Source organism: Leucobacter sp. NPDC077196, from assembly GCF_040687075.1.
Lineage (GTDB): Bacteria > Actinomycetota > Actinomycetes > Actinomycetales > Microbacteriaceae > Leucobacter.
Genome location: NZ_JBFBML010000007.1, coordinates 43,532 through 55,283 on the forward strand (window position 1 = coordinate 43,532; position 11,752 = coordinate 55,283).

Genomic DNA, 11,752 nt, shown 5'->3' on the forward strand with positions numbered 1-11,752 from the left:
CCTCTCTACTGCTAGGCGGGCGCAAGCCGTATGCGCGCCCGGTTCTGTGATGGCCACGACCACGATTCGATGCGGGCAAGCCCCGACCATCTGGTGCCGATCGTTGTGACACCTGAGATTTGGATCATGTCTCCGACGTTCCACGAGCCGATACGACAGTTCGGGTGATCTCGGACGTTGATCTCTGTCGGGAATAGCCCGCCGGTGCTTTCGGCGAGCACTCTCCGCATGAGAGCGCGCATCTGCGCCGACGTTTTCGCTGACCGATCATCAACTTTTGCCGTGCGACGCATCCGGCTCGCGCGCACACTCATTGACTCCCGGATCGCCTTGGACCCTTCGCCGGCGCCGATACCGGCTGCGGCGTTGTAGTAATCGAGCCGATCCAGCTCGAGCGCGTCGACGATGTTTACGGCTGTGTCGAATACAAGATCGTTTCGGCGCCCGCCAGCTCGCGGATAGTGCACCTTGATCGCGAGATCGGGAGCGCCCTGCGAGTAGCGGGTGACGGTCGACCACTCGACGCCCGCCGTTCGGCAAAGATCCTGCAGAGCGGTGTAGGCGTCCGGGAGGTCGTCGCCGTCGATCGTGTAAGCGCCGGCCCCGTCTTGCTGCTGTTCTTTCAACGCGTCGTACGCCTTCTTGGCGGCGTCGTAGGCTTTCTGCGCTTCGTCCTTCGTCTTTCGGGCGTTCGCAAGTGCGGCGCGGCCTGCTGCGATTTCTGCGTTGTAACCGGCAAGCGCCTGCTGGTGCTCGGCCTTGCGTTGCGCGAGCGTCTGCCGCGCCTGCTCTACCTGCTCTGATGGCGCGTTGGTGCTGATGAGCGACGTTACGAGGGACTGTGCATGGGTGACGAGTGCACGAGCCTGTGCGACGTCGTCCGCCAGCGTCGAATCGAGGTTCTGGAGACCGCTCGTTGCCTTCGATTTCGACTTCGAGAATGTATCGAGAGTCCGGCGACGCGCATCCATACTGGCTCGAGCCGCCGCGATGCGGTCGTCAAGATCGGAGCCGAGTCGAACCGGCGTCGACCCTTCAACCGTGCACCCAAACCAGGCATTCTCCCAAGACTGGATGTCGTTCAGGAGTTGCCTTGCGAGCACGGCGGGATCGTCCCGCACCCCTCGGATAAGGCCCTCGAACGGTGTGCCCTTGAGATAGCCGATCGCCTCGATGATCGTCAGATCCCACCCTGCAGCGCTGAGAGTCGCCTCCGCAACGATCCCAGTCCAGATGCGGCGCACGCGGCCCGGATCGTCGATCTCGGCGTGCACGAACGTGCTCCACTCTTCGAACATGGGCCGTCCGTCGTCGGCCAAAATGCGGTGTGATGCGGGAGCAGGAACCGTGGCCGCCATGATCCCGTACGCGCCGAGCGCCCACTCGGGACCATCTTGAGTCACGAGAGGCGCCTCATAGTTAAGCCATCGCCATGTTCCGTAGCGCTGCAGCGCGAATCGCATTAGCCTCGCTCCTGGAATGTCACCGTGATCGCGATGCTCGACGTAGCATTCAGTCGCGCAGTCGTTGTATTGGTGCCAGCCGTTCGTCGCGCCCGGGGAAAAATCTTCTGACGGGTCCCTCGAAGCTCCTGCGGGATGGCAATGGTGTCAGCGAGCCCGAGCGTCACTCGGTGCGCATTGGACTCCCCGTCACTGTCCCAACTCGTCGTCTGAGATTTCACGTTGTTCGGATTTACTGTCTGGGCTAACTGCAGCCACAACATGCCGCGTGCGTTCCCACCCGGGTAAATGACTCCGTAGAAAGCTGCCTGTGTTTCAGCGTGCGTCGCCCACTCAGGAATGTCCAGACCTAGTTCACCGGCATCCTCAGCCTGAGTCGGCCAAGTCTGCCCACCCTCCGAAGTGCTCGTGATCAGTTCAACCTCGCTCCCGGAAAGCGAGTAGTACAGAACGCGAGTGAGCTCCTTCGGAGTGTGGGGGCCAGCGATTCTAGAGATCATTGAGGACTGCACGTCACCACGATTCGCGGGGATTGTAAGACGCGACAGCACCAGGCCTGTGCGGTTGGCGTAGCCGGGGACCTGATGCAAGTGCTTTACGTTGATGCCTGCCGGCACGCCCTCGATGACGTGCAATTTGAAGAACTCGAACGTTTCCGGGTCCAAGGGTTCGGGAACCGGAGAGTTCTGTGCCCACGGGTCTAGGACCTCGAACACGACGAGATCGGTTCGCCCCGATCCTGATGGGGTGGGAGTTACCGCGAGCGTCGTAGCCTCGTTCAGTGAGGCGAGATAGGTCTGCCCATCGGAGTATCGCGATTTGATCAAGCACGAACCGGGGGAGACCTGCACGGCACCGCCGGTGGGATTCGTGGGGCGCGTAATCAGATCCGACAGACTGGCCACCCCGTGAGCATCGCCCGACAGGCCATAGGTCAGCCGACGCGCGTCCTCGACCGGTGTCTTGACGGGGCCATCAATTGCCCATCCACTAGTACTGGCCATCAGATACCTGCTTTCGTGTTTCGCCACCGCACCTGTGCGCGAGCGGTCCCCTGAGGTGAGATCCCCCGAAGACTCACCTGGTGCGGTCCGGGGGTGAGAGATAACTCCGACAACAGCGAGCTCGTCGGAGCGAGGAAATTGTTCGGTTCACCGTTGACCATGAGAGTCATCCGTCCAGGACGCGCGTCTGCGACAGCGATCTCGTCGTATGCGAGCGACCGATTCGTGATGAGTTTGAAGCCGTCCGTGATCTCAAGTTCTGCGCGCGCCTGAATGGGACCTTGTAGTGAGACGATGCACGAAGCGTCGGTATCGCCGCCGACGTCGAACCACGTGGCTCGCACGGCTGGTTCAAGATTCTGGACCGGAAAGACGAGCGGGAACGTCCACCCTGAACGCACGGCCGGCGGCACGATGCCCACCCCAGCCTCATGCCAAGTAGAGCCATCCGGTTCAACGACGTAGGTGACGGGTGACGAACGGATGAAGGTGGCTGTGCCGATGAGGTAGCCGAGGCCGAACGTGGACCAGTCCCACTCGGCCCGTCGAGGTCGCCCCTCGAAGAGCCCGACTGATGGGATGGTGAGTTCACCCACCGCACCCGTGACTTTTCGGAGCTCAAGGGCATCCCATGCCAGCAGGAAGCCCTCGGCTGCCTCTTTCAACATCGCCCGCTGCAGACCCAGATTCTTGACGGTCTGGAACGTGAGCAACAACTGGAACTGAATGTCGCCGGGATCCGCGAAGTCTTGGCCGAACGCGACGCCGTCGGATCGAGGGTTGGGCGTATCGTCGACGCGATACACCTTCCCCCCGATCTCGACGGAAGTGACCGCCACGTGGTCAAACGAGAAGACTGTGTCCTCATGCTGCAATGACCACATGTGCGGCCCTCCTACACTTTTCTGAGCTCGCGCTGCATCACCGAAGAGAACTCTCGGAACTGCTCACGCTGCTCGGGCTGAATGAAGTTCGCCGTCACGTTCGTCGCGCCGGCGGTGGTGCCGCTCGAGATAGGCGTGACCGTGCTGCTCAGACGCGCTGCGTGCGCACGGTCGACCGCGTACTGCCCGGCGACATCGAAGTTCATTCCGGAGACGTCACCTGAGAGCGACGAGAACTCTCCCCGGATCCCGGTGAGAGACCGAGCGACCTTCGACTTGGAACCGTTCAGTGCAGACGCGATGGAGTCACCGAAGGTCTGGCCAACGGCCTTACCCGAGTACGACACCCATCCGCGCCCCGAGAACGGACCCCATTTTGCGGGGCTGTTCGGGAACAGGCCGCGAAGGTTCGCCACGGCGGCCGACACTTTGAGCGCTACTGATGCGATTGCCGCTTGGACCCCGTTGCCGAAACCCTCGAGCAGTGCGACGCCGGAACTGTAGAGCCAACTGCCCACCCCGTCGAAGAAGGACGTCACCCGACTCGGCAAACCGGCGAACCAGATAACGACTGAGACCCAGGCAGAAGTGGCACCAGACTGCAGCCCGCTGATGATCTCGCTGCCTCTCGATACAAGCCATGAGCCTGCGTTAGTGAAGAACGAAATTACTTGGTTCGGAATGCGCGAGAGCCAGAGTACGGTTGACACCCACGCGCTCGTCGCTCCAAGTTGAAGGCCGCCGATGATCTCGGAGCCCTGATTGAGTAGCCATACGCCCGTATCGGTGAAGATCGAGGTGATCTCTCCCGGGAGCGAATTGAGCCACAGGAGCGCCTCGGCAATGCCCACAGCGAGCCCGATAAGGAACTCGTCAAGCGCCTCCACTGCCCCGCTGAAATACTCTCCAAGCGAATCAGTGAAGTCGTTGAGAGAGAACCCGAAATCAGACAGTACTCCCGCTAGGGGATTGAGGGCGGAGAGTAGTTCCTGGACCGCGTCATTGGCCTCATTAATCCAGTCGGCAGAGCCAGTTCCCTCATTCGGATCGTCACCGAACAAGCTCATGATGTCGCTCAACTTCTCGAACGCGCCAGCCAGACCACTGATACTGTCGGACGCTTCTTCCACCATTCCGCTGGCGAGCGGGCCGAGAAGTTCGATGAGCGTTCCGAGCGCGGGAAGTCCGCTCTCAGTTAGCTCGACGAGTGCTGGTACCAGGTCCTCCCCGATGGCGCTGGCGAGGTCTTCCAGAACGGGTCCGGCATCAGATTTGAGGAATTCGTCGAATGCGTCAGCAAGGCGCTTGACGACGTCGTGGTCCTTGAAGCTGTCGAGGAGGTTGCTCACAATTCCTGACGCGGTTTCGAGCGCGGTCTGCAGCACCGGGCCAACAGCCTCCGCGAGATCACCTGCGAAGTCCGCCAGATCACCGAAGGCATCTGCCATCGGTCCGAGTGCTGGTTCGAGCGCGTCGAGCCCGCTCTTTACCCCATCGATGAACCCCGTGAGGCCGTCAGCGACGGCAGGCCGCGAGAGCGCATCAGCGATGTCGCCGAGAAAATCGCCGAGCGCCTGTCCCGCGGTGCCCATGAAGTACTCGATGGCATCTCGTTGTGTGTACAGCAAGTCGCCGACGCGCTCGAGACCCTCTCCGAAGCCGTCCATTGCGACGCCAGCGCCACGGAACATCGCGACGAGGGTGTCCTGCCACTTGGCGCCGTTGATTGCCTTCTCCCAGTCGAGAAGCATGTCGGCGAAGCCTCGAAGGCCCCCTGAGCCTGCAGCTTCGGCGGCCTTCCACAGGCCTTGGAAGATGCCAGTCGTCGCCGCAGCAACGTCCCACAATGCGTAGAACGCGTCGATCGACTCCTCGATCCACTCATCGAGACGGCCGTCGGTCGCGACGTCAGAGAGCCAGTTATCAAACGTGTCCGCGAGGCGCACGAACCAGGACGCGAGGCGCGGCATGTAGCGTGCGGCCACCAGGCCGAGATTCGTGATTGCTCCGGCGAATGCATCGGTCCCGGTCGCGAGAACGTCCCACGAAGCGGCGAGGCCGTCGAACATGGCCTCGAGGCGCCCATTGTCGAACTCCTGCTGGAATGACCGGGCGAGGTTCGCGGTGAAGCGACCAATCGCGGATGAGGTCTTCTCGAACGACCTCTCGAGCTGCGGCATGATCGAGTTCGAGAACTCGATGATTGGCTGTCGGGCTTCATCCCAGAAATTCGTGGTGATGATGTCGCCGAGGTTCCGGTAGGAGTCACCCAGCTCTGCGAGCTCGTCCTTCGCGTCCCTCAGCGCGACGAACAATGCGACGCCCGACATCACCGCACCTGCGAGCAGCCCGGGGAGCAGGAGGAGCGATGGAAGTGTCGCTGCCAGGCCGTCGCCGATGCCGACGATGCCCGAAAGTACGCCCATCAGGCCCGAGAATGCGGTCGTGATACCCGTGACACCGAACGTGAGACCGGGCAGCTTCTTGTCGATCTCGCTCATCCAGTCCGAGAACCGCTTGAAGTAGTCGTATGAGAGCCGAGCGCCGGAGAGCGCGGCGAGAGCGGTCACCGCCTTCGTCAATGCGGCCTTCGACACGCGAGGAATGATCTCGACGACTCGTGGGCGGCTCAGCCATGCAAGCCGAGCGGACGCCCACGCAGTGAACGGGTTGATGTCGAGGTGGACCGTACGGTCCTTCGCCATGTCGTCGAGCTCTTCACCGATCTGGTGAATGCGATGACGGATCACCGCGCGCTGCTCTTCGGACAGGACCGAAATGTGCAGGTCCTTCTCGAGCTTCTTCAATTCGTTGGTGAGTTCGTAGACCTTTGCCCGGACCCCATCGTCATCGACGAAGGGTGTGATCTTCGCTTCGATGCCAGAGATTGCCTGATCGACCTGCTTCCCGACTCGGCCAAGCATGGCCTTGTCAAGTTCCGGAAGGAGCTCGATCCGCTTGTCCTTGGTGAGCTTCTCGATCGACCTGGAAGCGTTGACCGCGTCGACCTTGGTATCGACCTTCACCTCGAGATCTCGTACCGAAGCGAGCTGAGCCTGGATCGACCGCTTGATCTTCTGCGTATGAACTTTGGCCTTGGTGATCTCGACAGTCAGCGGAGGCATCGACTTCTCGATGCGCTGCAACTGCTGCTTGAGTTCGCGCGGGAAGTGCTTCGTGTTCGGGAGGACCCGAACGTGCATCGTTCCGGCTCGTTTTCCCAGGGAGGGAGCGGCCATTGTTCCTCCTACGAGTTGATGACCTGCATGAAGGCAGGCACGTTGAAGTCCGCGAGAGTTGGCGCGAAGAGTTCGCCCGCCTCATCGGCGTGCTTCGGGGCGTGGCCGGGACGCGGGTAACGGTCGGACTCCGTGAACTTGTCACCGGCAGCGAGTTGGTGAATGAGGTCGTGCTGTGAAGCCGCGAGCTCGGAATTGGAGTCCCACCCGATCCAGCGGGCGTCGCCGCCGAGCGAGATCATTCGGCAGCGAGACATCGGATTGAGTTGGAGGTGCCCTGCGAGGACGATTACGTGCTGCGCACTGACCCGACCAGCCCACACATCGGCGAGTTTGAGGCCGTGGTGGAACTGGTCGAGATCAGCACTTAGCGACCCGGGATACTCCGGGTGATGGTCGTATTCGTCAATCAGCTCGCAGAGCCGTTCGATTCCCCCGCTGCGTCCGCGTAGCGCATCAGGAGAGCGATGAACGGTGCATAGTCGTCGGCGTTCTTGTTCGACCACTCGATGTAGCCGGGAACGTCGATCGCGATGGACTCAGCGAACTCGTCGACGGCCTCCTGCACGCGCATCATGTGCTTCATGTACTCGACGGCGGTGGCCTCGGGGAGGTCGGAGATCTTCGCCCCGTCCTTCACATCGCCGACAATCTTGGCGAGGTTGCGGCCGTGATCCATCCGGATCGTCTTGATCTTGTTCCGCGCTGCGAGACGCAGTTCGTGCGGCTGGCGAAGCTTCGGCAGGTCTGCGAGGAGATCGTTGGTCTCGGCTTCGGCCTCGAGGATCTCTTCTGCGGTGGGAGCGGCGACGTCTTCGGCGACGTTCTCTGCCTGTGGGGTTGTCTTCTTGGTGGCCATGTGCGGACCTTTCGTCGTGGGTGTGTGCGGACCGTGGAAAGGGGAAACCCCCGGCGCGGGTCCGCAAAGCGCGCCGGGGGTCGTGAAGGGGCCGGTTACGGCGCAACCAGGCCGGTCTTGAAGAGCTCCATGATTCCGGGACGGCCCTCGACGGCCGGGATCACGTCGTTGTCAGCCGCGTTGATCGATGCGGTGAGGGGGAGCTCGAGGTACTGCTCACGGTTGACCGTGGGCGGTTCACCGAGGGTGACCTCGGAGTTCGGAATCCAGAAGCCGAGCTTGCCGGTGTTGTCCTGCATCAGAACGTAGAGCTGAGTCTCGATCGCGGCCGTCTGGCCAGGAACGATGTAGCCGCCCGTCACCGGATCGAAGTCGCCGTTGAAAGCCATGTCGAGCACGTCACTGTCGAACTGCAGCGCGGGAATCGACATCCCCCAGGCGACAGACGAGTAGATCGTCTTCGTGGAGTCCGCGAGCCAGGTGCCAATCGACGACGCCTCGCCACCTTCGCGGCTGAATCCGAGGGTGTTTTCGCGGCTGGTGTGGCCGAGGTTCGTCCACCCCTCTGGCGGGGTGCCGGTGAGAGTGAATGCGGTCAGCGGGTTCGTGGGGAACTCGACAGCCTTGGGTGCGTGAAAGATCGTGCCGTTGCCGGGAACGATCATCGCGGTGGCGTTGACGCCCATGATTTCTCCTTCAGAAATGCGAAAAGCCCACCTGGTGGGGCGGGCTTGAGGTTGGGTGCGGGAGCGTTCAGCTCAGGTCTTGGACCGTGATGCGGAACGTGGCGACGGCTTGTGACAGGTGCTTGCCGGGCAGTCGTATCTCGTTGACTTTGTCGAACACCCCGGCGTCTTCGACTGTGTTGATCGCTGCGAGGTCGAGGATCACGCCTTCTCCGGGAGTGTTCCAGGACTGGATTGCCGCGTAGAGCTCCGCTGAGTACGCGAAGATTTCGCGCGGTGCCGCAAGCAGGTTCAGCACCAAAGTCACGTTCCAGAGCCCAAAGTCGTACTGCCCCTGATTGATCGCCGTCCAAGAAACAAACGGGACCTCGTCGTAACTGTCGGCGTGCTGATCTTGGATCGCCGTGACCGTGTCGGGCGCGGCCGCCGTCATCAGAGAGTCGAAGAACGTGTCGAGGTCTGGAAGCACGCGTTTCAGGCTCATCCTGACGTCCTCCCGATCGCACGCTCGAAGACGTGCTTGCCGGGGACGCGGGTGACTTCGCCGGTGTCCTTGTCCGTGTACTTGCGGCCGTAGTTAATCGCCATCGCACCAGGATCGGTCGTGTACACGACGCGGTCGCTGACCTGCTGGCCAGGGCCGGACTCACCAGGCACTGTGGCAGTTTCGAAGCTGTTCATGAACGCGCTCGTGAGATTGTGTCTCGCAGCTTCAGCTACGAGATTCGTCTGCAGCTTCGCGGCCGCGCGGTCCATTGCGGGGTCGCCGCCGGCGATGATCGCCGCGGTGAGCCGGACGTGTGATTCAACGCTCGCCATTACTCACCCTCCTGCTCTTCGTCGACGTTGGGGACGTGTGGGGGAGGCCCGTCTCCGAGCCACTTGATCGTCGTCACCCAGTGAGCGGTGCGGCGGGAGCCGTCCATGTGCTGCGGATCTCCGACTGTCTCGAAGATGCCGCCATTGAAATAGACGAGGCCGTTCGCATCGGCGGGCCAGGTGCGGGTGAACACACGCCTCATCGAGATGAGACTGAGGCCATAGGTCATGACCTCTTCTGCAGTTGCCCACTCCCTCACGGATTGGACGCTGCAGCGCTCGATCTTCACCGGTGGCCCATCTGGGACGTAATCGACGGCGCCGCGGAACCGCTCGATCTTGCGGGATTGGACGATGACCGTGTGGGGCCCTCTGCCTCGAATCGACATCAGCCCCCCCGGTGATCTCCGATGGAGAACGTGCCGATGACCGGCGACGGCTCTCCGAGCATGTCGAGCATGTTCTCGGCCGTGAACATGAGATAGCCAGACGCGACCACAGCACGCAGCCCATACGAGTAGTTGCCCTGTTGTTCGGTCGTGTACCCCTCGGGGTTACGAATGATGCGGAGCACCGCCTCGGCGACGGTGTCCTTGAACAGGTCTTCCTCGAGCTGGCCTGCCGCCAGTCTCGATTCGATCCGCTTTCCGAACCGGGTCTTGAGCTTCCCCACGGTGTGGCGAATCTTCGACTTGACGTATGACTCGCGGCCGAGTTCGTCAGGCTCGCCTTCGAAGGCGTCGCAGACCCACTCGTACGTGACTTCGGGGAGTGTGACAGCCATGAGTTCTCCTACTGCTTGCGGGCGAGCTCGATGACGGCGGCGAGTTCTTCGGAGGTGGCAGCTTCTCCGACGTCGATGCTGTTCTCCGCGGCGAACGCCTTGAGCTCGTCGACGTTCATCGACCAGATGTCGACGTCCTCCGCGGGCGGCTGTTCGGCTGCCTTGTCGGCTTCCTTCAGGCGTTCGGTCATCGCGGCCTTGTTGCCCGTCGCGTCGAGACCGCGCTCCTTGAGCATTGCCGCGAGCTCGGGGTTCTTGAGCTTCGAATACTTGTCCTCGGTAACTGCTTCTGGCGTTCCCGGAGCGGCAACGGGTTCCACGGGCGCGCTTGCCGGAGCGGCATTTGAGGGATTCTCGGCTGATGCGTCAGCGACGACCGCGGGATTAGTGACCCGCTTCTGCGCCCACGTGGGAACGTCGTCGCCGGGGAGCAGCGTGACGAGCTGGAACTGGTCGTCGAGCAGGTTGACGGTCTGGCAGACCTTCATCGTTTCCTCCTGGGATCCGAGAGGGGGCGACCGGCTGGTCGCCCCCTCGTGTTGGTCTGGTTAGAGTGCCTTCAGCGACGCGGTCGAGTTCGCGCTCTGCACGATCGGCAGGCCGATCGCTCCGACGACGACGTCGAATCCGACGGGGTCATCGGATTCGAGCGCGCCGGCGAATGCGCCGGGCTGGCCGCCCAGACCGTTCTCGGTCAAGAGCGATTCGGCAGTGACACCGAAATCCGTCGTGCCCAGGGGTCCGACGCCGGCCGCCTGGCTGAGCGCGGTCTGCTGAGCGGCGGGGAGGAACAGCACCTTGTCGGAGCTGAACAGGTTGCGCTCGGTGCCGGTGTGGTCGACGAAGCGCTCCTTGTTCGTGAACACGCCATCGAAGCCGAAGCTGCGCAGTGTGCCGAGCACATCGTCGAGCGAGATGCGTGAGGGGGTGCCGAGTCCGCGGGTGGCGAGCTCGATGATGCCCTCGTTGCGGCTGAGGTGCTGCAGGACGAGCTCTGGCACCAGGATGGAGCCAGGGCTGCTGCCGTAGGCCGCCCGCAGCGCCTCGAGGTCGCCGATCACGTCAGCAGCGGGATCCGACCACAGGGTCGGTGCCGTCGCGGTCAGGCTCGCCTTGCGCCCGTAGTCGATCACGAACTTGAGCTTGCGCTCGTCGATCGTGAGCTTCCCGGACTCGATCGCCTCGGCGCCTGCCCACACGAAGCGGGTTGCGATCTGTGCGGCGATGAGTCGTGCGTAGTTCTCGAATACGGGGCCGAGGTCTCCGCCGATCTGTGAGATCTGCGCGAACTCATCGACGTGCAGGCGACGCGAGATCGCGGGGAGCTTGCCCTGGCGGGCTTCGCTTCCTTCGAAGCTTGCGACGTCCGACTCGGTGTTGTACGAGCGGAAGCGCGCGGCCTCGGGCAGCGACGTGCTGCCGACGTTGAAGTCGAACGTCAGGCCCTGGTTCTCGCGCTGAGGCAGGAACGTGGAAACGATGGATGCGCCGAAGACGCCGTCGATGGTGCCCTGGGCGATACCCGTGAGCTGCGCGGCGGTCCGGTGGGACTTGGTGAATGCCATGCGGAATCTCCTTAGATGAAGGTGAACAGGCCGGTCGTCGGCGCCACCTGCACCGGTTCGCGCTGGGCGCTGACCGGGAGGCGGGTGGCGTCGATGCCTCCGACGATGAGCAGCGCGAACGCGGCCTTGGTGGACTTTGCGACGCCGGCGCGACGGAACAGGTCGATGCCTGCGTCGTCGTTGATGAAGCCGGCGAGGTTGGGGTGGTCCTCCGCGCTGGCTCCGGGCGTCCAGGGCTCGTAGAGCCCCGAGGTGGCGTTCTTCGTCAGCGCGACGCCCGAGGGGATCACGTTGTCGGTGCGGCCACCGATGTTGTAGTGCGTGCCCTCGACGAACTTCGAGAGGTCCAGGGTGCCCGGCTGGGCGTGGTCCTGGCCGAACTTCGATGCGCGCCAGCGGGTATCAATCCGCGGCTCGGTGCGGGACGTGTCGATCGCGAAATCGGTCAT

14 protein-coding genes are annotated in these 11,752 nt (G+C 62.7%); all 14 read right to left on the reverse strand.

Going from position 1 to position 11,752, the window contains the following annotated elements; translation table 11 throughout:
- Positions 1-11: 11 nt before the first annotated feature.
- The 14 genes from AB0O71_RS08870 to AB0O71_RS08935 all read right to left on the reverse strand — a co-directional run bounded on the left by AB0O71_RS08870 (position 12) and on the right by AB0O71_RS08935 (position 11,752).
- Positions 12-1,403, reverse strand: a complete 1,392-nt coding sequence (locus AB0O71_RS08870; protein WP_363744379.1) for a hypothetical protein — start codon at positions 1,401-1,403, stop codon at positions 12-14.
- Positions 1,404-1,462: 59 nt separating this feature from the next.
- Positions 1,463-2,467, reverse strand: coding sequence for a hypothetical protein (locus AB0O71_RS08875; RefSeq protein ID WP_363744381.1), 1,005 nt, complete (start codon positions 2,465-2,467; stop codon positions 1,463-1,465).
- Positions 2,467-3,351, reverse strand: coding sequence for a hypothetical protein (locus tag AB0O71_RS08880; RefSeq protein WP_363744383.1), 885 nt, complete (start codon positions 3,349-3,351; stop codon positions 2,467-2,469). Before AB0O71_RS08880 ends, AB0O71_RS08875 begins: the two co-directional genes overlap by 1 nt.
- Positions 3,352-3,362: 11 nt before the next feature.
- Entirely contained in the window at positions 3,363-6,590 is a 3,228-nt protein-coding gene (locus tag AB0O71_RS08885) for a hypothetical protein (protein ID WP_363744385.1), read from the reverse strand.
- Between the two features lie 8 nt (positions 6,591-6,598).
- Positions 6,599-6,847, reverse strand: coding sequence for a hypothetical protein (locus tag AB0O71_RS08890; RefSeq protein ID WP_363744387.1), 249 nt, complete (start codon positions 6,845-6,847; stop codon positions 6,599-6,601).
- A gap of 152 nt (positions 6,848-6,999) precedes the next feature.
- Entirely contained in the window at positions 7,000-7,449 is a 450-nt protein-coding gene (locus AB0O71_RS08895; protein WP_363744389.1) for a hypothetical protein, read from the reverse strand.
- Between the two features lie 95 nt (positions 7,450-7,544).
- Positions 7,545-8,135: a hypothetical protein gene (locus AB0O71_RS08900; protein ID WP_363744391.1), complete on the reverse strand. Its 591-nt coding sequence runs from the start codon at positions 8,133-8,135 to the stop codon at positions 7,545-7,547.
- A 67-nt stretch (positions 8,136-8,202) separates the two neighbouring features.
- Positions 8,203-8,619 (reverse strand): hypothetical protein, encoded by a 417-nt coding sequence (locus AB0O71_RS08905; protein ID WP_363744393.1) that lies wholly within the window; start codon positions 8,617-8,619, stop codon positions 8,203-8,205.
- On the reverse strand, positions 8,616-8,954 hold the full coding sequence (locus tag AB0O71_RS08910; protein WP_363744395.1) for a DUF5403 family protein: 339 nt from the start codon (positions 8,952-8,954) through the stop codon (positions 8,616-8,618). Before AB0O71_RS08910 ends, AB0O71_RS08905 begins: the two co-directional genes overlap by 4 nt.
- Positions 8,954-9,214 (reverse strand): hypothetical protein, encoded by a 261-nt coding sequence (locus AB0O71_RS08915; protein WP_363744397.1) that lies wholly within the window; start codon positions 9,212-9,214, stop codon positions 8,954-8,956. Before AB0O71_RS08915 ends, AB0O71_RS08910 begins: the two co-directional genes overlap by 1 nt.
- A gap of 128 nt (positions 9,215-9,342) precedes the next feature.
- On the reverse strand, positions 9,343-9,738 hold the full coding sequence (locus tag AB0O71_RS08920) for a Gp19/Gp15/Gp42 family protein (RefSeq protein ID WP_363744399.1): 396 nt from the start codon (positions 9,736-9,738) through the stop codon (positions 9,343-9,345).
- An 8-nt stretch (positions 9,739-9,746) separates the two neighbouring features.
- Positions 9,747-10,226 (reverse strand): SAP domain-containing protein, encoded by a 480-nt coding sequence (locus tag AB0O71_RS08925; RefSeq protein ID WP_363744401.1) that lies wholly within the window; start codon positions 10,224-10,226, stop codon positions 9,747-9,749.
- A gap of 60 nt (positions 10,227-10,286) precedes the next feature.
- Positions 10,287-11,303, reverse strand: coding sequence for a major capsid protein (locus AB0O71_RS08930; protein WP_363744403.1), 1,017 nt, complete (start codon positions 11,301-11,303; stop codon positions 10,287-10,289).
- 11 nt (positions 11,304-11,314) lie between these two features.
- Positions 11,315-11,752, reverse strand: a complete 438-nt coding sequence (locus AB0O71_RS08935) for a hypothetical protein (RefSeq protein ID WP_363744405.1) — start codon at positions 11,750-11,752, stop codon at positions 11,315-11,317.

Bases quoted from the DNA above. Each gene is read 5' to 3' on its own strand.
- AB0O71_RS08875 (WP_363744381.1), bottom strand. From the start codon at position 2,467: ATGGCCAGTACTAGTGGATGGGCAATTGATGGCCCCGTCAAGACACCG.
- AB0O71_RS08880 (WP_363744383.1), bottom strand. From the start codon at position 3,351: ATGTGGTCATTGCAGCATGAGGACACAGTCTTCTCGTTTGACCACGTG.
- AB0O71_RS08885 (WP_363744385.1), bottom strand. From the start codon at position 6,590: ATGGCCGCTCCCTCCCTGGGAAAACGAGCCGGAACGATGCACGTTCGG.
- AB0O71_RS08890 (WP_363744387.1), bottom strand. From the start codon at position 6,847: ATGTCTCGCTGCCGAATGATCTCGCTCGGCGGCGACGCCCGCTGGATC.
- AB0O71_RS08895 (WP_363744389.1), bottom strand. From the start codon at position 7,449: ATGGCCACCAAGAAGACAACCCCACAGGCAGAGAACGTCGCCGAAGAC.
- AB0O71_RS08900 (WP_363744391.1), bottom strand. From the start codon at position 8,135: ATGGGCGTCAACGCCACCGCGATGATCGTTCCCGGCAACGGCACGATC.
- AB0O71_RS08905 (WP_363744393.1), bottom strand. From the start codon at position 8,619: ATGAGCCTGAAACGCGTGCTTCCAGACCTCGACACGTTCTTCGACTCT.
- AB0O71_RS08910 (WP_363744395.1), bottom strand. From the start codon at position 8,954: ATGGCGAGCGTTGAATCACACGTCCGGCTCACCGCGGCGATCATCGCC.
- AB0O71_RS08920 (WP_363744399.1), bottom strand. From the start codon at position 9,738: ATGGCTGTCACACTCCCCGAAGTCACGTACGAGTGGGTCTGCGACGCC.
- AB0O71_RS08925 (WP_363744401.1), bottom strand. From the start codon at position 10,226: ATGAAGGTCTGCCAGACCGTCAACCTGCTCGACGACCAGTTCCAGCTC.
- AB0O71_RS08930 (WP_363744403.1), bottom strand. From the start codon at position 11,303: ATGGCATTCACCAAGTCCCACCGGACCGCCGCGCAGCTCACGGGTATC.
- AB0O71_RS08935 (WP_363744405.1), bottom strand. From the start codon at position 11,752: ATGACCGATTTCGCGATCGACACGTCCCGCACCGAGCCGCGGATTGAT.